Raw genomic sequence first — 23,324 nt, 5'->3', positions numbered from 1 at the left:
CCAGTGCGGCCGCAGGTTCGAGGGACCGGCGTCTCAGCCCTTTTTGTAGTAGCGGGCGGCGCGGCGTGCGCCTTCGGCTGCCGCGCTTTCCGGCGTCTCAGCGCCGGAACAGACCGAGGCGAACATGTCGACGGTGACATAATCGGCGACGACGGCAGCGGAGGCATCGCCGATCGGCCCCTTGTAGCCGTACCAGAGCGAGTTCTTCATGGTGTCGCGATAGGCGGCGATCTTGGGATCGCTGGCCCAGACAGCGCTCTTCTCATAGGCCGCGAGGGGATGGGCCCAGTAGCCGGCCGAGCCGGTGAGCCATTTGTCGTATTGCTCGGCTTCCATCAGGAAGGTCAGATAGGCCTTCGCCGCGTTCGGGAACTTCGTGTATTTGAAAACCATCGAGTTGACGACGAGCGCCGTCTCGGTGCCGCGCCCGACCGGGCCGATCGGCATCGGCGCATGGGTGACGTCGGCGGCGAGCGCTGCGATCTTGGGATCCTGCGAATTCTTGAAGGCGTAGTAGACCGAGACGCCGTTCTGGGTCAGGCCGATCTCGCCAGCGAGCATCGCCTTGTTGTTCGAGGGATCCTGCCAGGATTGTGTGCCGGGAATGAAGGTCTCGTACAGAGCCTTGGCGTATTTCAGCGCCGCCACGGTCTCCTTCGAATTCATCGTGACCTTGCCGCCCTCGTCGACGACCGAGCCGCCATGGCTCCAGAGCAGCCAGTGCGCGTAGGAATTGGCGTCGCCCACAGCGTGGCCGAGCGCGAAGCCGGCCGGGTGCTTGTTCTTCTGCAGTTGCTGGCAGAGCTTCAGGAAACCGTCGAGCTCCTTCGGAATGCCGTCGAAGCCAGCCTCCTTGACCCAGGATTCACGATAGACCGCGGGGCCGCCCGAACCGCCGAGCGGGATGGCGATCCAGTTGTTGGTGCCGAACTTCTTGCCGATCCGCTCCGAGAGCGGATACCAACCGCCATATTTCTTGCCGAGATATTCGGCGACGTCGGAGAGTTCGAGCAGCTTGTCGGAATAGAGATGCGGATCATCGGCCCAGCCGATGACCACGTCGGCGCCGACGCCGGTGTTGGCGCTGACTGCCGTCTGCGGCCGCAGATCCTCCCAAGCCTGGTAGTCGACCCGCACCGGGATGCCGGTCTTGGCGGTGAAGGCCTTGGTGTTCTCGTTGAACAGGGTCTCGTCGGCGGGCACGAACTTGGCCGGCCGCAACACGCGCAGGGTCGCGCCCTTCTCAAGCTTGAAATCTGGCGCCGCGACGTCCGCAACGGGAATCGCTGCGCGGGCGCCGCCGATCAGGCCGCCGGAGGCCAGCATTGCCGCGCCTCCAAGTTTCAGGGTCTCGCGTCTGGAAAAATGGGTCATGGTTTCCTCCTTGTGATCATTGATGCGGTGTCGCGGCCGTCTTGCGCGGCCTTCTTGATCTCGGCTCACATCGCCTGCCGGCGGCACGCCCCCGAGGCGATGAAATGTCTTCTTCCGGAGGCCTGGGCATCGTCCCGGCGACGCCCCCCGCCTGCTCCTGCACTGCGCGCTAGAGCAGTTTCCGATCCAACTGGATCGTTCAATCGCTCTATCGATTTGTTTTTAAATCATTTTCTTCACGCGAACCGGTCTCCACTTCGCTCGAAAACGCTCTAGATCACCTTGCCGGGATTGAGCAGATTGTCGGGGTCGAGCGCTGTCTTCAGCGTCCGCATCAGCGCGATTTCCGGCTCGCTGCGGGCATGGCCGAGCCATGGCTTCTTCAGGGTGCCGATGCCGTGTTCGGCCGAGATGCTGCCACCGAGTTCACGGACGAGACCGTAGATGATCGCGTCCATCGCAGCCTTCGGCTGCTGCTCGATGGCAAGCCCCGGCACCCAGGCGACGAGATGCAGGTTTCCGTCGCCGATATGGCCGTAATAGACGCTCTCGCAGCCGGGGATGCCGGCGCTCAGCGCGGCCTTGCAGCGCGTCGCGAAGGCGTCCATGCGCGCCACCACGAGGCCGATATCATAGGAGACATGCGGGCCCAGAACCTGGCCGAATTCGGCGCAGGCATCGCGGACCGCCCAGAACGCCTGCGTCTGGGCATGGGATTGCGCGACTGCCGCGTCAGCGAGGATGCCGCGCTCCATCATGCCTTCGAGCCAGGCCTGGAAACGCGCACCGTCGGCCACCTCGTCCGAGCCATGTGTCTCGACCAGCACATAGCAGCCATGGCCGCTGCGGACCGGAGCGCGCACGCCGACGCGCTCGGTGACGACCTGCCAGTAATCCGGCCACATCACCTCGAAGGCCGAGAGGTTCGAGCCGAGGCCGTTGCGGGCTTCGCCCAGCAGCGTCACCACCGCGTCGTAGTCGGCAAGCGCGCAGAGCGCGGCCATGGTCGAGCGCGGCTTGGGGAACAGTCGCAGCACGACGCGGGTGATGATGCCGAGCGTGCCTTCCGAGCCGATGAATAGGTGCTTCAGGTCATAGCCGGCATTGTTCTTGAGCAGCTTGTTCAGATTGGTGACGATCGTGCCGTCGGCGAGCACGACCTCGAGCCCGAGTACGAGGTCGCGCGTCATGCCGTAGCGAATGACCCTGTTGCCGCCGGCATTGGTCGAGAGATTGCCGCCGATGGCGCAGGAGCCACGCGAGCCGAGATCGAGCGGGAAGAGGAAGCCGGCGGCATCAGCCGCGTTCTGGATCACCTCCAGCGGCGTGCCGGCCTTCACCGTCATCGTGGCGCTGGCTGTATCGATCTCTTCGATGCCGGTCATGCGCTCGAGCGAGATCGCGACCCAGCCCGCCTCGGGCGTGGCGCCACCGCATAGCCCGGTCATGCCGCCTTGCGGCACGAAAGGCAGGCCCGCCGCACGGCATGCGGCGACCGCCCGGGAAACACCTGTTGCATCAACCGGTCGCACGACGGCCAGGGGCCGGCGAGGGAGCTGGGCGCTCCAATCGTTGCAGTTGCGCGCAGGAACATCGGCCCCGGTCAGGACGGCATGCGCCCCAAGCCCGGCCTTCAAATCCTCGAGCGCATCCTCCGCGCGACGGGGTTGGTTCATCGCATGCATAGCGAAACCGCCATCTTGTATGTAAGGTACAGTCTTCTATGAGTCGTGATGACGCAGGTCAAGGGGCGGTCACGCCCTTGCGGCGAATGCGGCCAGCGAGGGCGCGGCCCGCCTTTCCGGCGCTACCTCGTGCCCGTCATTGCGATAGGGTCGCTGTGACGGAGGCGATGGAGAACGCCTCAATGGCCGGACGGAGGCAGGATGAGCATTCGCGCGCAACTGATCGAGCGGTTCTTCCGCTATCTGGCGGTGGAGAGTCAGAGCGACGCCAAAGCTACGGCCTTGCCGAGCACGCCGGGCCAGCAGCGTATGGCCACCTTGCTGGCGGAGGAACTGCGTGCGCTCGGGCTGGAGAAGGTCGTCATCGATGATCACGCCACCGTCACGGCACGGAAGCCCGGCACGCGGCCGGGCGCGCCGAGAATCGGCTTCATCGCGCATGTCGACACGGTCGATTCCGGCCTGTCGCCCGTAATCCACCCGCAGATCCTGCGCTTCGATGGCGAGGATCTTTGCCTGAACCAGCAAGAGGACATCTGGCTGCGCGTGGCGGAGCATCCTGAGATCCGCCCCTGGGTCGGCTCGGATATCATCGCGAGCGACGGTACGAGCGTGCTCGGAGCCGACAACAAGGCCGCGATCGCGGTGATCATGACGCTGCTTGCCAATCTGCGTCCCGAGGACGCGCATGGCGACATCCTGGTCGCCTTCGTCCCGGATGAGGAAATCGGCCTGCGCGGCGCCAAGGCCTTGGACCTTGCCCGGTTCGACTGCGATTTCGCCTATACTATCGATTGCTGCGAGCTCGGCGAGGTCGTGATCGAGAATTTCAATGCCGCGGCCGCCGACCTCATCTTCACCGGCGTCAGCGCTCACCCGATGTCGGCGAAGAATGTCCTGGTGAACCCGCTGCTGATGGCGCACGACTTCATCAGCCAGTTCGACCGCGCGCAGACGCCCGAGCATACCGAGGGCCGTGAAGGCTATATCTGGTTCCACGACATCGTCGCCAATGTCAGCGAGGCGCGTTTGCGGGTGATGATCCGCGATTTCGACAAGGCCTCGTTCGAGCAGCGCAAGGCGCGCCTTGGCGAGGTTGCGGCGCTGATCGCTGCGCAATATCCGAAAGGCCGCGTCGATTGCCAGGTGAGCGACACCTACGGCAATATCCATGACAGCCTGGGCGATGACCGTCGCTCGGTCGACCTGCTCTTCGCGGCGCTGGCGGCGCTGCGGATCGAGCCGAAGCTGATCCCGATGCGGGGTGGGACGGATGGCGCGGCGCTCTCGGCCAAGGGGTTGCCGACGCCGAACTTCTTCACCGGCGCCTATAATTTCCACTCGCGCTTCGAGTTCCTACCCGTCCCGGCCTTCGAGAAGTCCTTCGAGGTCGCTCGCATGATCTGCAGCTTGGCGGCGCAGCAGGTCGGTAAGGTCTGACATTCCCCAGGGCGTGGGGGCGAGTTCGATAGGGCTGCCCGCGCGTTCTTCAGGATGAAGGCTGTGTTTCCAAAAGCCTTCTCGATGGCGAGCGGATGATCTGTAGAAGGCGGATCTTCTGCTTATATAGCCGTTTTATCGCAGTAATTTTTGAATTTCGTTCCAGAATTAGGTGCGGATCTTAAAATCAAGCACCGTCGCTCTTCGAAAATAAGGCGCGGCGAAGTCGTTCAGACACCGTGCGAAATGGTCGGAAGCAATTGGAATCAATCTCGTCGATTCTTCGCCTTTAGTCGCTGGTTAGCCTGCCGCCGGCGTAACCGGTGATGCGATAGGCGATAGAATGATGTGGATTTCCCCGAGCCGGGCTTTCAAGGCGTGGCTCTCTCTGTCGGTCGGGCTTGCCATGCTCCTGCTGGCCCTCAGCAGCGGCGTCGCGTTCGCCCAGACCGTGATCGTGCAGGGTAACAGGACTGTCGATGCGGAGACGATCCGGGGTTATGCGAGCGACCCCGAAGCAAGGACGCCCGAGCAGATTCGGACGCCCGAGCAGATTCGACAGAAGCTGGTCGCGAGCGAGCTGTTCTCCAGTGTCCAGGTCAGCCGGCGCGGTTCACAGATCGTCATCGCCGTGCGCGAGAACGAGGCGGTCAATCGCGTCGCCTTCGAGGGCAATCGCCGCCTGAAGAGCGATGTTCTGCTGCAACAGATCCAGTCCAAGGCCAACGGCCCGCTGAGCCAGGCGCTGATCGATGCCGACGTTCAGCGTCTGAAGGATGCCTATCGCCGCGCCGGTTACGGCCTGGCTTCGGTCAGCGGGCGCATCAACACCTTGTCGAATGGTCGCTCGGATGTGGTCTTCACGATCTCCGAAGCTGGCAAGACCGGCATCAGATCGATCAATTTCAGCGGAAACAGTGTCTATTCGTCGAACCGCCTGCGCGATCTGATGACCTCGACCGAGTCGAACTTCCTCAGCTTCATCAAGACCTCGGACGTCTATGAGGCGGACCGGATCACCTCCGACCTCGAAATCATCCGCCGCTATTATCTGAAGAACGGCTATGCCGACTTCCAGATCGTCTCGAACAAGGCCCATTTCGACGAGGCGCAAGGCGGCTGGATCATCGACATCGCGGTCGAGGAGGGTCCAAAATACCGCGTCGGCAATGTCGCGGTCGATTCCAGCCTGCGCGACGTCGACCCGGCGGCCCTGCAGCGCATCGTCGCGACCTCCACCGGCGACACCTACAACGCCGAAGCGGTCGAGAAGTCGTTGTTGGCCCTGACGATGGAGGTGTCGCGTCGTGGCTATGCTTTTGCGCAGGTCCGCCCGCGCGGCGACCGCGACGCTGCCGGCCATCTCATCGGCATCACCTATGTCGTCGATGAGGGCCCGCGCGTCTATGTCGAGCGCATCAATGTGCGCGGCAATACCCGTACGCGCGACTATGTCGTGCGCCGCGAACTCGATCTCAGCGAGGGCGACGCCTACAACAAGGTGCTGGTCGACCGGGCCGAGCGGCGTCTCAACAATCTCGGCTTCTTCAGTAAGGTGCGCATCACCAACGAGCCCGGCTCGACCCCTGACCGCGTCATCGTCAACATCGATGTCGAGGACAAGGCGACCGGCTCGTTCTCGGTCAGCGGCGGCTATTCGACCTCGGATGGCGTCATCGGCGAGGTCGCGCTGTCGGAGGCGAATTTCCTCGGCCGCGGCCAGTTCGTGCGCATCGCCGGCACGCTCGGCCAGCGCACCCAGGGCGTCGATTTCTCCTTCACGGAGCCTTACTTTCTCGGCCATCGCGTCGCAGCCGGGTTCGACCTGTTCTCCAAATACAATGATTATTACAGCACCAGCCGCTATTCGAGCCGCGTGACCGGCGGGCAGCTGCGTTTCACCCTCCCGATCACGGAGGAGTTCTCGATCACGCCGCGCTATTCGCTCTATACGACCGAGATCAAGGTCCCGAACTCGACGGACTATCCCTACAACGACTGTACGAACGCGATCACGGGAACGACGCCGGGGACAACGGGCGCGACTGCGGAAAGCTCGACCTATAACTGCCTCACCAATGGCGAGGCATCGGTCGCGGTGAAGGAGGCGCAGGGCTCGACCATCACCTCCCTGATCGGCCTGAACCTGAACTACAACTCGGTCGACAACATCCAGAAACCGCGCAACGGCTTCGTTGCCGAATTGAAACCCGAATATGCCGGCCTCGGCGGCGATTCGAACTTCCTGCGGGTTGCTGCGGATGCGCGCTATTACCGTGAGCTCTTCGACGATGTCGTCGGCTTCGTGCGGTTCCAGGGCGGTCATGTCCAGGCGACCAGCGGCGATCTGCGCATGATCGACCATTACTCGATGGGGTCGAATCTGGTGCGCGGCTTCTCCTCCACCGGCATCGGCCCGCGCGATGTGCTGACAGGCGCGGCTCTGGGTGGGACGACCTATGTCGGCGGCACGCTCGAAATGCAGTTCCCATTACCGGGCCTGCCGCGTGATGTCGGTCTGCGCGGCGCGATCTTCGCCGATGCCGGCACGCTGTTCAATTATGACGGCGGCTCGAAGACGATCACCAGTTCGAGCTATACGGGCTGCCCCAGCGGCTCGGATGCCAGGCAGTACAAGGTCTCGACGAGCTCGAGCTATCAATCCAACATCGCCTGCGTCCGCGATAACAGCGTCATTCGCTCGTCGGTCGGCGTCAGCCTGCTCTGGCAGTCTCCGCTCGGCCCCATCCGCTTCGACTACGCCTATGCGCTAACGAAGGATGATGGCTGGCGCGACCCGACGACCGGCATCAGATATGGCGGCGACAAGCTCCAGGCCTTCCGCTTTTCGGGTGGTACGCGCTTCTGAAGCTGGCGCGTCTGCGGCGGAGGGCCGCCGCAGACGCGATCATTCCGCGATGATGATCTCGATGCCCGCCGCCGACAGGGCTTGGGCAAGGGGGCTTGCCGGCGGCTCGTCCAGCACCATGCGCTGGATCCGCCTGAGGTCGCAGACTTGGAAGATCGCGGTTTTCCCGAGCTTGGAGCTGTCGGCGATGACGGTCAGGGTGCGGCTCTGGCCGAGCATTGCCTGGGCGATCTCGGCCTCTTCCGGATTGAAATCGGAGACGCCGTCGGCATCGATCGCCCCGACGGTGATCACCAGATGCGCGGCCTTGAATGCGCTGATCTGCTCAAGCGCGAGGCGGCCGACATTCTGGGCGGTGTCGTCCCGGTATTCGCCGCCGATGAGGAAGACGCGATTATTGGCGCCCTTGCTCACATGCTGCGCGACCAGGATCGAATTCGAGATCACGGTCAGGCCCGAGAGCTTTCCGAGCTCCTCGGCCAGATAGACCGTGGTGCTGCCGGTATCGACGAAGATCGAGTCCCCAGGCTTGAACAGAGCGGCCGTGGCCTTGGCTATGCTGCGCTTCTGGGGCACGTTTTCATGCATGCGGGCCTGGAACGAGCCCTCGACGATCTGGCCTTCCGCATAGGCGCTGATCCCGCTGGCGCCGCCATGGAATTTGCGAAGGCGGCCATCCTTCGCCAGGGCGGACAGATCGCGACGGATGGTTTCGCGCGAGGTGGAGAGGGTAGAGGCGAGGAACTCCACCGTGACGCTGCCGCGTTTCTCGACATAGTCGACAATGAGGTCCTGGCGAGCCGACGGACGCATTCTCTAGCCTTCTTCTCGTAGCATCGATCTTCTCGTGGCTTCGATTCTTGGCAGCGCCGCATTCTTGGTAGCTCTGCATTCTTGGCATCGAATCGAGTCGAGCTGCTGATCGACCCTTCCGCAAGCGAAGAACGTCGGAACCCGCCCCTCAAGCAAGCGGTTTCTGCCACAGCTCATCCAAGCGAGCACGTCGTAAACGAGGTCTGACTGGTCTGTCCCGAAGCCCAGGCCGCGGGCTTCGGGGTTGGTGCAGGCGAAGCGAGCCTTTGCGGCGGGAGCGGCTCAGCTCCTCCTGATGTTCCAGAAGGTCGCGAAGCCCTGCTGCATGCCGGTGATGTTGGAGCGATAGGCCGTCGGCTGGATGTATTGCCCCAATGGCAGATAGGGCGCGTCGATGAAGGCCTGTTTCTGCATGTCCTCGGCGAGGACCTTCTGGGCGGCGAGATCGGGCGCGTTAAACCATTTGCCGCGTAGGGTCTCGAGCTCCGGGCTCTGCGGCCAGCCGAAGAAGCTGCCGTCGCCGCGCAGCAGCAGATGCACGGCCGGATTGAGATGGTCGAGGCCGCCCCAGCTGCTGCAATAGGCGCTCCAGCCGCCCTTGTCGGTTCCCTCGCGATTGGCCCGGCGCTGAATGACCGTGCCCCAATCGGTGGCCTGATAATCGACCTTGAGACCGACCTTCTGCATCATGTCTGCGGCGACGTCGCAGGCGTTCTTCACATTCGGCACGTCGGTGCCGGCGATGAGCACGACGGGCTCGCCGCCATATCCGGCCTGGGCGATGGCGCGCCTGACCGCGTCGAGGTTTCGCGGGCTGGTCAGCGCTTCCATGCCGGCCTGGTTTGCCAGCGGCGTTCCCGGGCAGAAGACGCCGACGCCGGTGCGGTAGAGCGAGGTGTCGTCGCCGACCTGTGCCTGCATGAACTCCTTCTGGTCGATGGCGCCCAGCAGCGCGCGCCGGATCGCTGGATTGTCGAAGGGCTTGGTCAGCGTGTTCATGCGCATGGTCGGAATCAGGCCGGTGGGATCGGTGATCTCGACCCGGACATCCCGGTTCTGCCTCAGCATCGGCAGAAGGTCGTGCAGGGGGTATTCCCACCAGTCGGCCTCGCCGGTCGTCAAGGCGCTCGCGGCGGTGGCGGCGTCGGGGATCACCTTCCACTCGACCCGGTCGAAATGGACGATCTTGGGACCGCCGGTCCAGCCGCCAGCGCCGTCTTCGCGGGGTTTGTAGTCGGCAAAGCGTTCATAGGCGACATGTGCGCCGGAAACGCGCTCATCCGCCTTGAACCTGAACGGACCACTGCCGACCATCTCCGTGACCTGCGTGAAGGCGTCGGTTCTGGCGAGGCGCTCGGGCATGATCGCCGCCATGAAGGATTGGGGCTTGGCCAGAGCGTCCAGGATGAGCGGGAAGGGCCGGCTCAGGCGGAACAGGATCGTCTTGTCGTCCGGCGCCGAAAGCGCCTCGGTGGCTGCGAAGAGGGCCTGTCCGAAGCTGTCGCGCCGGCCCCAGCGGCGCAGGCTGGCGACGCAATCCCGGGCGAGGACGGGCTCGCCGTCATGGAAGCGCAGGCCGGGGCGCAAGGTGATGCGCCAGGCCAGTCCGCCATTCTCCGAAACCGCGCTCTCGGCCATCTGCGGCACGGGGCGGAGAGTGGCATCGACCCCGAACAGAGTGTCGAAAACCATATAGCCGTGATGGCGCGTGACGAGGGCCGTCGTCCAGATCGGATCCAGAATCGCGAGGTCGGCCTGGGGAATGAAGCGCAGGATGCGCTGGCTTTGCGCCACGGTGATGGCCGGCATGGCGAGCGTGGCCGCTGCGGCCTGAAGGAAGGTACGGCGCTTCACAATTGATCTCCTCGGCTGGGCTCGGCATGACAGGATCGGCGGAATGGCATGGCGGCGCAGCCCCTCATGGACTTCGGACGTGCTGGAAACGAGCTCAAGCGCGCCATCCGCGGCTGCGCTGCACGGCCCCAGCGAAACGCTCGCGCCATTCGCCGCCACGCGCATCTATGGGTGAGAAGATCCGGCTGTGCTCGCCCACTGCCTTCACAGGCTCCGGGTCCGTGCCGGAAGCGAGCATGGCGCAGCCGAGTGCGGTCAGTTCATGGAAGGCCGGCCGAATGACCGGGCGCTGCAGCACGTCGGCGAGGAACTGGGCGAAGTAGTCGCTCTGGGCGACCCCGCCATCGATGGAGATCCGGTCCTGAATAGCGACCCGGCTGCCGATGGCCTCGACCACCTCGGCCGTGCGCAGCGCGATCCCTTCCAGAACGGCCTGGCAGAGATCGCGTGGCGTCGTCGCCGCCGTCATGCCGATCCAGGTTGCAGCCGCGCTGCGGTCCCAATGCGGGCAGGCGAGGCCGGACAGGGCGGGGACGAAGGTGACGCCACGCGAGATCGCCGGCGCAGCATCAAACGTCTGCAACTCGTCGAAGGCGGCGAACAGGCCGAGATTGCGGATCCAGTCGATCGCCGAGCCGGCATCATAGACCCCGCCATCGACGGCATAGGTCGCCCGGCCGCCATGGCGCCAGGCCACGGTCGGCAGCATGCCGCGATCAGGCGCGCGAACGATCTCGTCTCCCGTTACGGTCAGGACGAAGGCGCCCGTCCCGAAGGTGATCTTGGTGTCGCCGGGCTCGCGGCAGCCATGGCCGAACAGGCCCGCCTGCTGATCGACGATCGAGGCGCAGATCTGCGCGGAGCCGACGGCGCCGAAATCGCCGACCGTTTCGCGAATCTCCGGCAGCGTCTCGATGGGAACCCCGAACAGCTCGCACAGGGTGGGATCCCATGCGCCGCTTTCCAGATTCATCAGGGAGGTCCGGGACGCCGTGGTCGCGTCGGTGGCGAAGGTTCCCGTGATCCTGTCGAGAAAGAAGGCATCGGTCGTTCCCAGGCGCAGTCGCCCGGCGCGTCGCGCTGCCTTGACCGCCTGCGAATGCTCGAGCAGCCAGCCGAGCTTCGAGGCGGAGAAATACGGGTCGAGCGGCAGGCCGGCGCGAGCCAGGGTTTCGGCCTCAGCGCCATCGGCGCGCAACTCTGCGATCCGATCGACTGTGCGGCCATCCTGCCAGACGATCACCGGCGAGAGCGGCTCTCCGGTCCGCGCATCCCAGGCCAGGCAGCTTTCACCCTGGTTGGCCAGGCCGATGCGAGGGACCGCTCCCGCCTCATTCAGGCAATGGCGGATGTTCGCGAGCAGCTCCAGCGGGTCATGCTCGACCCAATTCGGGTGAGGATAATGCTGGGCGTGCCGGCCGGCCTTGATCAGGCGCAGGCTGCCATCCTCGTCGAGGACGAGTGCGCGTGTGCTGGTGGTGCCCTGGTCGATCCCGATGGCGCGAGGGGTCATGGCCGCATCTCCACCCTGATCTCGGTTGCGTCGTCTAGGAGCCCCAACGCCTTCAGATCGAGCAGGATGCGCCGCTCGGGCAAGGCCGAGAGCGGTTTGCGCAGGAGCGTCCGGCCATTGCTCGAGACGTCGAGATGGCCCGTGCTCGCCTCCTCAACGCGTAGCTCGATAGTTCTGGCGCCGGCCAGGAGCCCCGGCAGGGCGATCTGCTGGGGAACCGCCAGCTTGATGTCGCGTCCCGGCACGATGGGGATCAGGCGCTCGGCCTTGGCGAGGCTGCCCTGGAGGTCGTCTGCGATATAGCCCGCGATGCGCCGACCCTCGCGGAAGGACCAGCCTGCCGTCTCGACGGCGCGCAGCAGATTGCCTGCGGCATAGTAAAGGCTGTCGGAGCAGCGTCCGAATTGGTCGATCCGTGGGCCGCCGGAATGCGCGTCGAGGGTCAGATGGCTGAGCCTGACGAGCGAGGCCTCCGGAACGAAGCCACCGGTGAACAGCACACCGTCGCAAGCCAGCGTAGTCCGTTCGCCATCCTGCTTCTGCAGGATCACGCTCTCGACGCGGCCATCGCCATCGATTGCGGCGATCTCGGTGCGGTAATGCACGGGAATGCCGACGAGATGAGGCAGTAATGCCAATGGCCAGCGCGCGGTGGGGCGGGAGCGAGCCTCGACCATCGCGACGGGGCGCATGCCGTGGGTGAGGCAGGTGGCGATGGCGGAGAGGCTCACCAGTTCCGTGCCGACGATCACGGGGCGGCGAAACGGGATCATGCCCTGCAGATGGACATAGGCCTGCAAGGCGCCCGTATTGATCACACCGACCGGGCGCGTGCCGGTCACGAGCCTGGCCGAGCGCGGTGTCTCGCGGATGCCGGTCGCCAGCAGGACGCGCTTGGCCCTTACCGCGATGCGGCCATCGGGCGTCGCCAGTTCGAGGTGTCCTTCTGGATGCAGGGCGACCACCGCATGATTGAGCCTGATCTCGACGCCGGCCTGAAGCGCGTGGCGGACGAGGCGCCGTGCATAGGCCGGGCCGGTGAGAAGGCGGCCGAACTCCCGCAAACCGAAGGGCGGGTGGCCGCAATGTCGGGGCACACCGCCGGCCTCGACGTCACGATCGAAGACGACGACCTGCCCGATGCCGCGGCGCTTCAATTCGATAGCGGCCGACAAGCCCGCCGGCCCGCCGCCGATCACGGCGACATCGACGCTCAGGGGGTTTGCAGGCTCAGTCATGGTTGGCTCAGTCATGGCCAGGCTCAATCATGGCAATGTCCTACGGCCAACGGCACGGGAAAACGCCCCTCGGTGAGGCTCGCCAGCCGCGCGCTGCAATTGAAGCCCTGGCAGCGGCCCATTCCGGCGCGGGTGCGGCGCTTCAGGCCACCGATGTCGCCGGCAGGAAGGGGCCCGTCGAGCGCCGCCTCGAGCTCGCGCCGCGTGACCATCTCGCAATGGCAGATGATCTCGCCATAGCCCGGCCGTGTCCAATCGCGTTCCTCATGTTCCGCCAGCATGGGCGCTTCCGGCCAGACTGGATCGGCCAGCGGCGTGTGCGCATTGCTGCTCGCCCAGAGCCGGCCGACATGGCGGGCAAGCCCCAGCGCCGCCGTCAGCCCGGTCGAGCGTATGCCTCCGATCGTGATGAGGTGCTGCTCAACGTCGTGCCTGACCCGGTATTCCTTGCGTTCCGTGGCTGGCCTCAAGCCAGCATAGATCGCCGTCACCGGCATTCCGGCGAGTGCGGGGAGGATCGCCTCGGCCTTCTGCTTCAAGCTTTCGAGCGTCGCCGTGTCGACCCCGGCGCGGTCGCGCTCGTCCTGCTCTTCCGCCGTCGGGCCGACCAGGAGGTTGCCGAAGATCGTCGGCGTGAGCACGATCCCCTTGGTGCGCTCGCTCGGGACGGGGAGGATGATGGTGCCGAGCAGGCGCGCCGCAGCCTTGTCGAAGACCACGAACTGGCCCTTTCTCGGCTTGATCGTGAAATGCGTCTGGCCGGTCAGGCGCTCGTCGACAATGTCGCCGTAGAGCCCGGCACAATTGACCACCGTGGTCGCCGCCAGCTCTCCCGTCGAGGTGGCCAGCCGCCAGTCCCGGCCGTCGAACTGGCCCGAGAGCAGCTCGGTGCTGCGGCGGATCTCGGCGCCGTTCGCCAGGGCCTGGAGCATATAGGCCAGCGGCGCGGACCAGGGGTCGATCAGATGCTCGCGCGGCACGAGTAGGCCGCCCAGCGCCTGAGCCGACAGATGCGGCTCGCGCGCCTGCAATTCGTTGCGATCCAGCCTGCGGACATCACTGATGCCGTTGTTGCGCGCGGTCTGCTCGATCTGGTCGAGGCGGCCGGCCTCGTCGTCGTTCCAGGCGACGACGACCGCCCCCGTTTCCAGGATAGGGAGACGTAAACGCGTGCGAATATCGATGTATTCCTGGTAGCCCTCCTGCATGCAGGCGAGTTCCAGGCTGCCAGGCGGGGCGTCGAAGCCGGTATGCAGGATGGCGCTGTTGCCCTTGCTGGCTCCGGACAGGATATCCGTCGCCTTTTCCAGCAGCACGACCTTCGCGCCCGCCAAGGTGAGATGGCGCGCCACGGCGCATCCGACGACGCCGCCGCCGATGATCGCCACATCGAAAGGAGTGGGCTGAAGCATGGTCGCGGTCACGTCGGCCCCAGAGAAAGACAGGCGGTCATGCTAGATCGCTGCGCGTGATCGGTCAATCATTTCCACAAAAAATGACCGAACGGTCTATTTTATTCAAGAACTCACTGAGCTGCCTGAAGAGCTTCTGCGGCGGCCATTCGACCGCATTGGCGCCGAAATAGGGCCTGGCATCGCTGCGGAATGCTGTAAGGCGCTTCGCATGCAGAGAGGCTGACTCATGCGGGTGCTTGAAATGACCGATCAGTCATTAAATGCATAATAATTTGACAGAGTGGTCATCGTCGGCCTTTAATTGCTCTAACGCGGGCTCAGCTCGCGGCGAAGCGTCCGCCATCACGTGCTGGGCTGAGAGGAGAGCCGATGTTCCTGGTCAAACCGATGCCGACGCAGATCCCTGGGGATGTCGTGGCGCTGCTCGAGCGGGTCGAGACAGCGACGGTCGGGCATTTCTACCATGATGGTTTCGTCGACCGCAGCATCACCGCCGTCTTGCCGGGTGCACGCGTCGCCGGAACCGCGGTGACCGTGCGCATCCCCAATATCGATTCAGCGCTGCTCCATTACGCGATCAACTCCGCACGCCCCGGCGACATCATCGTGGTCGACCGCTGCGGCGATGACCGCCATGCCTGCTGGGGCGGCGGCGTGACCAATGCGATGAAGCTCGCCGGCGTCACGGCCGGGGTCATCGACGGCCCGGCGACGGATCTCGGCGAGGTGCGCCGGCTGGGCTTCCCGCTCTGGAGCCGCGGCGTCTCCCCGATCACGACGAAGATCCTGGGAATGGAAGGCGCCCTCAACGTTCCCGTCAGCGTGGGCGGCCAGACGATCGAGCCGGGCGACGCCATCCTCTGCGACGAAAGCGGCGTCCTCGTCGTCAAGCCAGCGGTCGCGCGTGCGGTCGCGGAGCGCGCCATCGGCATGCAGGAAGCCGAGCTCCTAATGATCGAGCGGCTCCGCAAGGGAGAGCGGATCGCCGACATCAGCGGCGCGACCGCGATGATCGAGGCCAAGCTCGTCAGTTGAGCGCAGGGCAGTGGCCTCACCGCCTGTTCATTCAATCAAAAAAGGGGACGATCGACATGAGCCACGCCAACTCGAACCATCCGCATATGCCGATCTCCCGGCGCGCCGTCCTTGGCGGGCTCGGGGCGGCAGCGCTCGGCTCCATCGTCACCAGCCGTCACGCCTTCGCGGCGGAGCGGACCTCCCTGGTCTACGGCCTGTCGGCGTATCCGCCCAATCTGAGGCCCTGGGAGAACGTCGGGGCGGCGGCCGGTGCGGTCAAGCTCATGCTGTATCGCGGCCTTCTGGGCTATGACGGAAACGGCAATCTCGCCGGCGAACTGGCCGAGAGCTGGAAGCTCGATGGCGAGCGCGCCTATGTGTTTGCGCTGCGGGCCAACGCCAAGTTCCACAATGGCGATCCGGTCACGGCCGCCGACATCAAGCATTCGTTGGACCAGATGATGGCGCCGACATCGACGGCTTTCCTGCGCCAGGATCTGCAGGTGATCGAGACGATCGAGACCCCGGACGCCCGGACCGTCCGCCTCGTCCTGAAGGAGCCGAGCACGATCCTGCCTTACCTCCTGGCGAGCTTCAACGCGCCGATGGTCTCGGCGAAATCGAAGCCCGACGCGCCGATCGGCGCTGGCCCCTTCACGCTGAAGGGGATGGAGAAGGGCTCCTATATCGAGGTCGAGCGCTTCGATGGCTTCTACAAGCCGGGCAAGCCGGCCCTGAAGGCGATCCGCTTTTCCGTCTTCGCCGATGAGGATCTGAGGTTGGCGGCGCTCGAGGCCGGCGATCTCGACATCATCGAATATGTGCCGTGGCAGAGCATCGACCGGGTCGGGAGAAATCCCAAGCTCGCGCTCGAGACGACCAACGGGCCGTTCATGTTCGTCATGTTCAATACGAGCAAGGGCCCGTTCGCGGACGCTCGGGTGCGCCGGGCCGTCGGCTACGCGATCAACCGGAAGGACATCATCAACGCAGCCTTTGCCGGAAAGGGCGAAGAGCTTTTCGGGCTGCCCGTACCTGTGGGGTCGCCCTTCGCGGGCGAGGATCCGGCCAATTCCTGGAGCTACGATCCCGCCAAGGCCAAGCAGCTTCTGGCGGAAGCGGGCCTTGCCGGCGGCTTTTCGACAAGCCTGCTCAGCACAGCGCAATACGGCATGCACAAGAACACGGCCGAGGTCGTCCAGCAGCAATTGGAAGCCGTCGGGATCATGGCGGAACTCAAGCTCCCGGACTTCGCCACGCGCATCCAGCTCGGCACCAAGGGCCAGTACGAGATCGCCGTCCATGGCTCCTCGGGCGACTACAACGACCCGGACGCCCTGAGCCCCTTCATCGGCTCGGGCTCGCCGAACCATCTGCGCTCCTTCGGCTTCAAGAGCGAGCGCATCGACGCCATCCTGGCGCGCGGCCGCAGGGAGCTCGACCAGGCCAAGCGCGTGGCGATCTATGCGGAGCTGCGCAAGGCGTTCTTCGAGGAGGCGCCCCTCGTCGGCCTCAACTGGCGGACCCAGGCCTATGCCCGCAAGGCCGAGATCAAGGGCTTCAGGAACCTCCCGGGCTTCTTGAACGTGTCCTCGCCCTACACGCTCGACGACGTCGTCATCGGCTGACCGGCCGCGGCGGGCGCCTGTTTCGCCGCTCGCCACGCCGTCAGCATCGAAAGCCACAAAAAAACGGGGACCAAGCCATGAAAACCAGCATCAAATACGCATGTCTCGTCGCCGGCGCCCTGACGCTCGCCGGGCCGGTGGCCGCGCAGACGGTGGTGACCGTCGGCGGCTATGGCGAGTTGTTCGCGGAGAAGTACAAGAAGGCCGTCATCGACCGCTTCAACGAAAGCCAGAAGGAGGTTCGGGTCGAATATTACGCCATCGGCAGCTCGGCCCAGATCCTCGGCAATCTCCGCGCCCAGAAGAGCGCGCCCCAGCTCGATCTCGCCGTGCTCGACATCTCGGTCTCGAAGGCTGGCACCGATGAAGGCCTCTTCGACAAGATCGACGAAACGGTCAGCAAGCGCGTCGCCGATTTGAACCCGCAGGCGCGCCTCGAAGGGGCGGCCGGCATCGGCTTCACGCTCGATAATGTCGTGATGCTCTACAGCAAGAAGCAGTTCGCGACGGCGCCGACCTCATGGTCGGCGATGTGGGATCCGGCCCTGCGCAACAAGGTCACGGTGTCGGCCCCGCCTGAAATCCTGGGCCTGGCGCTCTCGATCGTGGTGGACAAGATGGAAGGCGGAACCGACTTCAAGGCGAGCACCGCCAAGGGGCTCGCCAAGCTTGCTGAGCTCGCGCCCAACGTCCTGACCTTCGATCCGAAGCCCGACGCCTATGCGCCGATCCTGTCGAACCAGGCGAGCCTCGGTGTCGGCTGGAACGCCCGCGCCCAGTACTTCGCCGACCAGCCGGACAGCAATCTCGGCGTCGTCCTGCCGAAAGAGGGCAGCATCTTCCAGATCAACACGCTCAACCTCGTCAAGAACCGGCCATCGGGCGAAGCGGCCACTAAGTTCCTCGACTACGCCTTGAGCCCCGAGGCTCAGATCGCCTTCGCCAAGGAGGTCGCCTACGCGCCCACCAATATGAAGGCGGTGGTGCCCGAGGAGATCGCCAAGCGGACGGCGGCCGGCGCCCCGGAACGCATGATCGCGGTGAACGCCCTCGACCTTGCCGCGGTGCGCGACCGCATCGTCCAGGAATGGCGCCGCAGCGTCATTTCCCGGAAGTAGCCCGCACAGCCACGCCGGCGCGTCCTGCGGCAATCCGGGGCGAAGCGCCAACAATCAGGAGAGCTCGATGAGCTTGGACGCAATCGGCTCTGTCGGCGGCAGTCATGCCCCGGGGGAGGCGGGCTATCTCTCGATCGAAGCCCTCTCCAAACATCATGGCGCGGCGCGCAGCGTCGACAGCCTGAGCCTCTCCATCGAGAAGGGGGAGCTCGTCGCGCTTCTCGGCCCGTCCGGATGTGGCAAGACCACCACGCTGCGGATGATCGCGGGTCTGACGCCCGCGACCTCCGGCCGGATTCTGGTCGCGGGGAACGAGGTCACCGCGGTGCCGACACATAAGCGGGATATGGGGCTCGTCTTCCAGAGCTACGCCCTCTTTCCGCATCTGACGATCGCGCAGAACGTGGCCTTCGGGCTGGAAATGCGCCGCCTTCCGCGCGTCGAAATCCGCACGCGTGTCGCTGCGGCGCTCGAGATGGTGCATCTCTCAGGGCGTGAGGATCGCAAGCCCTCGCAGCTTTCCGGCGGCCAGCAGCAGCGCGTCGCTCTGGCGCGTGCGCTGGTGATCAAGCCCTCGATCCTGCTGCTCGACGAGCCGCTCTCGAATCTCGACGCCAAGCTGCGCGACGAGATGCGCAATGAGATCCGGGACATCCAGACCCGGCTCGGGATCACGGCCGTGTTCGTCACGCATGATCAGGTCGAGGCGCTGGCGATGTGCGACAAGGTCGCCGTCATGGAGGCCGGGCGGCTCTCCCAGGTCGGAACGCCGGAGGATGTCTATGAGCGCCCGGCAAACCCGTTCGTCGCCTCCTTCGTGGGACGGATCAACCGGGTCGCGGTCGAGGGGCGTGGCAACAATGCCGTCGCCTTCCAGGACCAGCTCTTCCGCACGGAGCATTCGGTCATCGGCCCCGCAACCATGATGGTCCGGCCGCACCGGGTTGCGATCGGGACGGATGACGGCGCACGCTCCGGCACAGCCAATAGCCTGCGCGGCCATGTCGTGCGGGTGACCTATGTCGGCGACCTCCTGCAATACGACGTGGATATTGGCGGCACGAGCTTCATGGTCGAGGCCGCGACGCGTGGCATAGCGGCGGCCTTCCGCGTCCGCGACGCCGTTCGGCTGGAGTGGCAGCCGGCCGATACGCTCGTCTTCGGAGCCGCGCCATGAATGCGGTTCCGGGCGCGGGAGCATCCCGGCGCGCCGTTCTCGCCCTGCTCTTTCCGATCATGCTGGTGAACCTGATCGGGTTCATCGTGCCGATGCTGAATCTGGGGCTGCTGTCGTTCAAGGAAGCGCTGACGGGTGGCGGCATCGGCGAAAAATTCACGCTCGCCAATTGGGTTACCCTCGTCACCGACGACTTCAATCGCGAATTGCTGCTCAACTCGGTGGGCGTCAGCCTGGCGATCACGGTAGCGGCGCTCGTCCTGAGCTATCCCATCGCGCTCTATATCCAGCGCGCGGAAGGGCTTTGGCGCAGCATCCTGATCGTCCTCGTGATCTCGCCGCTACTGACGTCTGCCGTGGTGCGGACCTATGGCTGGGTCGTCATCCTCTCCGACCAGGGCGGCCTGCCGAGCCTCCTCAACGCGATCGGCCTGACGGCGCCGCGCATGATCTTCAACACGACCGGCGTGATCGTCGGGCTCACCGAGATCCTGATGCCGTATATGATCGTGTCGCTGCTGGCCGGTTTCGGGCGGCTCGATCCGCGATTGGAGGAGGCGGCTGCCACGCTTGGCGCATCGCCGATCCAGAGCTTCTGGCGCGTGGTGTTTCCGCTCACCCTGCCGGGTGTCGCCCTGGGCTGCCTGCTCGTCTTCGTGCTCTCGGTCTCCTCCTTCATCACCCCCAAGCTCCTGGGGGGCGGGCGCGTCTTTCTCCTGGCCACGGAGATCTACGACCAGGCTATCGTGACGCTGAACTGGCCGCTGGCGGCGACGCTCTCGATCCTGGTCCTGGTCCTGTTCGGCCTCGTGCTGGTCGTCTACGGACGCGCCGTCGCAGCGCTCGATTGATGTGAGGCGGTCATGGAAGCGCGCAAATCCTCCCTGTTCATGACGGCGCTGGTCGCGGTCATTTTCCTCTATCTGCTGGCGCCGGTCATCCTGGTGTTTCCGCTGTCGTTCAGCGGAGATGCGGTGCTGGCCTTCCCGCCGTCGAAATGGGGCGTGCGCTGGTATACTGCGCTGGTAGCCGATCCGACGATCGGCAAGGCCTTCCTCGTCAGCCTCGGGCTTGGGGTGATCGTCACGCTGCTGTCGCTGCTCATCGCGCTGCCAGCCGCCGTCGTCATCGTGCGATTGAAGACAAAGGGGTCGGGCGCCCTGTACAATCTGTTCACGGCGCCGCTCCTCCTGCCGACGATCGTGCTGGGCCTTGCGATCCTGATCGCATTCGCCTCGTTCAACCTGCTTGCGACCTTTCACGGCCTGGTGCTGGCCCATCTCGTGGTGACGCTGCCCTATGCGCTGCGGGTCCTGGCGACGGCGCTCGGCAATCTGCCGCTGGCTGTCGAGGAGGCGGCCGCTACGCTCGGCGCCTCGCCCCTGACGGTCTTCCGCCGGGTGACCTTGCCGTTATTGAAGCCCGGGATGGTGGCTGCCGGCGCGCTGTGTTTCCTGGTCTCTTTCGACGAGGTGGTGATCACCCTGTTCCTGACGGGGCCGCGCATCACGACCTTGCCGGTCGAGCTGTTCCATCGCGTCGAGATGAGCGCCGACCCGCTGGTGGCGAGCGTCTCGGCCCTGCTGATCGTGCTGACGCTGGTCGTGGTTCTGATCGTCGACCGCAGCGCGGGGCTGTCGCGCACCTTCGTGCGTTAGCCGGGCTGGTCGCGCCGGCGTTGGGCGGGCGGCCGCTCGTCATTGGTAAGACGAGGCGCTTCGGTATCAGACGCACAAGCGAGCGCAGCGTTTTCTCCATATCGGAGAATGTGTGGGCTAACTCCTATGTTCGTTGAGTTGGCCGGGTTATTGCGGTCTGCACTATAGTGCCCTTCGATGATGATCCCGCAGCCGAAATGAGCGGGATTCTTCAGGCGAAAACGCGAGGTTATCCTTGGCCCAGAACCCAGCCGACAGCATCCGCCGCTCCGTGCCGCAGAGGACGCTTGGGCAACAGGTTTATGGGCAGTTGCAGGAAACCATCCTGAACGGGCATCTGCTACCCGGCACGAAGCTCACCTTGCGTGGTCTCGCGACATCCCTGAACACCAGCATCCAGCCGGTTCGCGAGGCTGTCGTGCGGCTCGCGGCGGATGGCGCGCTTCATGCGACCCCCAACCGCTCCATCCTGGTGCCGGTTTTGACCCGCGCCGAGCTCGACGATCTGCACTCGGCCCGGGTCCTGGTGGAGGGGGAGGCGGCGGCACGCTTTGCCGAACGCGCCTCCGAGGACGACATCGCGATCCTGTCCCGGGTCAACGAGGAGCTTCGTCTCGCCTATGACAGCTCGGACGTCGTGAAGATCGTGACATGCATCCAGTCCTGGGGCTTGCGGATCGCGCAGGGGTCATCGTCGGGCGTGCTGCAATCGGCGATCTTCACATTGCGGCTGCGCCTCGGACCGCATCTCGCCGAGGCCATGTCCGTGCCCGTCGCGCTCGATCCCGATTTCCTGCATTTCACGGTCCATATCAACCATGAGATGGTCCTGGCCTTTCGGGATCGCGACCCGGTCAGGGCTCGCGACCTGCGGCGCGCCGACATCCTCACCTTCCAGCGCGATCTGTATCAGAGGCTCGGGCTCACGCATCGTGCGCTGGTCGCCGGCTAGCCTTGCGCGCTGCGGCTATTTGGCCGGCATGTCCTTCAGCACCTGATCCAGCGCCCGCGTCAGCCGCTCGAACAATTCGTCGATTTCCGCGACAGTGATGATCAGCGGCGGTGAGAGTACGAGGCAGTTCGCCAATGGCCGGACGATGATGCCGGCTTCGAGGCCGGCCTGATAGACCTGCGCCGGCAATCCACCGATCCGCAGCGAGGCCGGGACGGTCTCGCCGTCGCCGGGCTGCTTCAATTGCACTGCGCCCAGGAGCCCGAAACAGCGCGTCTCGGCGACGAGCGGATGATCCTTCAGCGCGGCAAGGCCGCGCGCCCAAGCGGGCATGACGTCGCGCACATGCGCGACGAGATTGCGCCGCTCATAGATCTCGATCGTCTTCAGGGCCACGGCTGCGGCGACCGGGTGAGCATGATAGGTGCCGCCATGGGCGAACCAGCCCTTCTCGGTGCTGCCGCGCTCCAGCCGGTTGTAAAAATCGCCTGACATCAGGATCGCCGAGATCGGCTGATAGGCGCTCGACAGCGCTTTTGACGAGGTCATGCAGTCGGGTTTGATGTCCAGCGTCTGGGTGCCCCAGAACTGCCCGGTCCGGCCGAACCCGGTCACCACCTCGTCGGCGACCAGCAGGATGCCGTAGGCATCGAGCACCGCCTTCATCTTGGTGAAGTAGCCGGCGGGCGGCACATACATGCCGGCGGATACCGATACCGGCTCCGCGAAGAAGGCGGCGACCGTGTCCGGTCCGGCCTGTTCGATGACCGATCTGAGCTCGGCGGCAAGGCGATCGCCATAGGCCGCCTCGCTCTCACCCGGCTCGGCGCCGCCTGGCCAATTGGGATGGCTGACATAAAGACATTCATCCGTCGGTACCGCGAAGGAGCGATGCAGATCGGAGCCGCCGCCGAGCGCCGTCAACTGGATCGTGCTGCCGTGATAGCTCGACCAGCGGCTGATGATCTTGCGCCGCCTCGGCTCGCCGGAGAAGCCGTTCGCATACCAGATGAACTTGATCAGATGATCATTCGCCTCGGAACCGGTGGTGGCGAAGGTGACATGGGTTTGCGGCATGGGCGACAGGGCGGCGAGTTTCTCGGCCAGCTCCATGACGGCGGGAACCGTGCGGTCGATCGCCGAGGGATAGATCGGCAGGGCGCGCATTTGCGCGATGGCGGCTTCGATCAGCTCTTCGTCGCTATAGCCCAGCGCGACGCAGTAGAACGACGAGACCGCCTCGATGTAATCGCGCCCGCGCTCGTCGAAGACCCTGATGCCGCGCCCGCCCGTCAGGACCAGCGGCCGCTCCGAACGCAGCCGCTTGAGGTCGCTGAAGCCGAGCATCAGGGTGTCATTGCGGTAGTTCAGCTTGGTCGAGGCCATATCGCTCTCCTGCCGGCTTGCGCATAATCCGCGATGGTGAATTGATGCAGCTTGGATTGCTGTTGACGGTGTGATCACATCACGCCGTCTGTCGGTTGTCGAGAGATTGGAGCGAAAAGCTCATGCGCTGCAGACTTGGTCGTATTGCTTAATTTTGCAGCTCAAAATGCTGAAAATCACTGCGCCC

Annotated in this window: 17 protein-coding genes; 9 read left to right on the top strand and 8 right to left on the bottom strand. The window is 64.9% G+C overall.

What is annotated here, in order from left to right:
• Window positions 1-33: 33 nt before the first annotated feature.
• Together BMZ97_RS10795 and BMZ97_RS10790 are read right to left on the bottom strand one after the other, a co-directional pair.
• Window positions 34-1,374 (bottom strand): ABC transporter substrate-binding protein, encoded by a 1,341-nt coding sequence (locus BMZ97_RS10795; RefSeq protein ID WP_092168303.1) that lies wholly within the window; start codon window positions 1,372-1,374, stop codon window positions 34-36.
• A 272-nt stretch (window positions 1,375-1,646) separates the two neighbouring features.
• Window positions 1,647-3,059, bottom strand: coding sequence for an FAD-binding oxidoreductase (locus tag BMZ97_RS10790; RefSeq protein ID WP_092168300.1), 1,413 nt, complete (start codon window positions 3,057-3,059; stop codon window positions 1,647-1,649).
• 201 nt (window positions 3,060-3,260) lie between these two features.
• Between BMZ97_RS10790 and pepT the strand changes: the two genes are divergently transcribed.
• Window positions 3,261-4,499 carry a peptidase T gene (gene pepT, locus BMZ97_RS10785; protein ID WP_092168297.1) on the top strand — a complete coding sequence of 413 codons (1,239 nt, stop codon included), beginning with the start codon at window positions 3,261-3,263 and terminating at the stop codon, window positions 4,497-4,499.
• Window positions 4,500-4,845: 346 nt separating this feature from the next.
• A complete protein-coding gene (bamA, locus tag BMZ97_RS10780; RefSeq protein ID WP_244546335.1) occupies window positions 4,846-7,368 on the top strand; it encodes an outer membrane protein assembly factor BamA in 2,523 nt (840 codons plus the stop codon).
• A gap of 39 nt (window positions 7,369-7,407) precedes the next feature.
• On the opposite strand, the gene BMZ97_RS10775 is transcribed toward bamA, so the two are convergent.
• The 5 genes from BMZ97_RS10775 to BMZ97_RS10755 all read right to left on the bottom strand — a co-directional run bounded on the left by BMZ97_RS10775 (window position 7,408) and on the right by BMZ97_RS10755 (window position 14,198).
• The gene (locus tag BMZ97_RS10775; protein WP_092168290.1) at window positions 7,408-8,181 is read right to left on the bottom strand and encodes a DeoR/GlpR family DNA-binding transcription regulator; all 774 of its coding nucleotides are present in this window, start codon (window positions 8,179-8,181) and stop codon (window positions 7,408-7,410) included.
• Between the two features lie 282 nt (window positions 8,182-8,463).
• Window positions 8,464-9,990 (bottom strand): ABC transporter substrate-binding protein, encoded by a 1,527-nt coding sequence (locus tag BMZ97_RS10770; RefSeq protein ID WP_175525520.1) that lies wholly within the window; start codon window positions 9,988-9,990, stop codon window positions 8,464-8,466.
• A 139-nt stretch (window positions 9,991-10,129) separates the two neighbouring features.
• Window positions 10,130-11,548 carry an FGGY family carbohydrate kinase gene (locus BMZ97_RS10765; protein ID WP_092168284.1) on the bottom strand — a complete coding sequence of 473 codons (1,419 nt, stop codon included), beginning with the start codon at window positions 11,546-11,548 and terminating at the stop codon, window positions 10,130-10,132.
• Window positions 11,545-12,801, bottom strand: a complete 1,257-nt coding sequence (locus BMZ97_RS10760) for an NAD(P)/FAD-dependent oxidoreductase (protein WP_139221194.1) — start codon at window positions 12,799-12,801, stop codon at window positions 11,545-11,547. The genes BMZ97_RS10765 and BMZ97_RS10760 overlap by 4 nt, the downstream gene beginning before the upstream one ends.
• Window positions 12,802-12,809: 8 nt before the next feature.
• Window positions 12,810-14,198 carry an NAD(P)/FAD-dependent oxidoreductase gene (locus tag BMZ97_RS10755; RefSeq protein ID WP_092168989.1) on the bottom strand — a complete coding sequence of 463 codons (1,389 nt, stop codon included), beginning with the start codon at window positions 14,196-14,198 and terminating at the stop codon, window positions 12,810-12,812.
• A 372-nt stretch (window positions 14,199-14,570) separates the two neighbouring features.
• Here BMZ97_RS10755 and BMZ97_RS10750 point away from each other — a divergent pair, with 372 nt between their 5' ends.
• From BMZ97_RS10750 to BMZ97_RS10720, 7 genes are all read left to right on the top strand, one after another.
• Window positions 14,571-15,236 carry an RraA family protein gene (locus BMZ97_RS10750; protein WP_092168281.1) on the top strand — a complete coding sequence of 222 codons (666 nt, stop codon included), beginning with the start codon at window positions 14,571-14,573 and terminating at the stop codon, window positions 15,234-15,236.
• A 56-nt stretch (window positions 15,237-15,292) separates the two neighbouring features.
• On the top strand, window positions 15,293-16,846 hold the full coding sequence (locus tag BMZ97_RS10745) for an ABC transporter substrate-binding protein (protein WP_092168277.1): 1,554 nt from the start codon (window positions 15,293-15,295) through the stop codon (window positions 16,844-16,846).
• A 77-nt stretch (window positions 16,847-16,923) separates the two neighbouring features.
• Window positions 16,924-17,964 (top strand): extracellular solute-binding protein, encoded by a 1,041-nt coding sequence (locus BMZ97_RS10740; RefSeq protein WP_244546334.1) that lies wholly within the window; start codon window positions 16,924-16,926, stop codon window positions 17,962-17,964.
• A 67-nt stretch (window positions 17,965-18,031) separates the two neighbouring features.
• Complete coding sequence (locus BMZ97_RS10735) at window positions 18,032-19,141, top strand: ABC transporter ATP-binding protein (RefSeq protein WP_092168274.1); 1,110 nt, start codon at window positions 18,032-18,034, stop codon at window positions 19,139-19,141.
• On the top strand, window positions 19,138-19,992 hold the full coding sequence (locus BMZ97_RS10730; RefSeq protein ID WP_092168271.1) for an ABC transporter permease: 855 nt from the start codon (window positions 19,138-19,140) through the stop codon (window positions 19,990-19,992). The genes BMZ97_RS10735 and BMZ97_RS10730 overlap by 4 nt, the downstream gene beginning before the upstream one ends.
• A 12-nt stretch (window positions 19,993-20,004) precedes the next feature.
• Window positions 20,005-20,799, top strand: coding sequence for an ABC transporter permease (locus tag BMZ97_RS10725; RefSeq protein ID WP_092168268.1), 795 nt, complete (start codon window positions 20,005-20,007; stop codon window positions 20,797-20,799).
• 235 nt (window positions 20,800-21,034) lie between these two features.
• A complete protein-coding gene (locus BMZ97_RS10720; protein WP_092168265.1) occupies window positions 21,035-21,751 on the top strand; it encodes a GntR family transcriptional regulator in 717 nt (238 codons plus the stop codon).
• Window positions 21,752-21,766: 15 nt separating this feature from the next.
• Here BMZ97_RS10720 and BMZ97_RS10715 read toward each other — a convergent pair whose 3' ends face one another.
• Window positions 21,767-23,137: an aminotransferase family protein gene (locus tag BMZ97_RS10715; RefSeq protein ID WP_092168262.1), complete on the bottom strand. Its 1,371-nt coding sequence runs from the start codon at window positions 23,135-23,137 to the stop codon at window positions 21,767-21,769.
• Window positions 23,138-23,324 lie beyond the last annotated feature (187 nt).

Source organism: Allobosea sp. OK403 (assembly GCF_900113835.1).
Classification (GTDB): Bacteria; Pseudomonadota; Alphaproteobacteria; order Rhizobiales; family Beijerinckiaceae; genus Allobosea.
The sequence above is the reverse complement of the archived record's forward strand: the minus strand, read 5'-3'. Positions and strand labels throughout refer to the sequence as shown.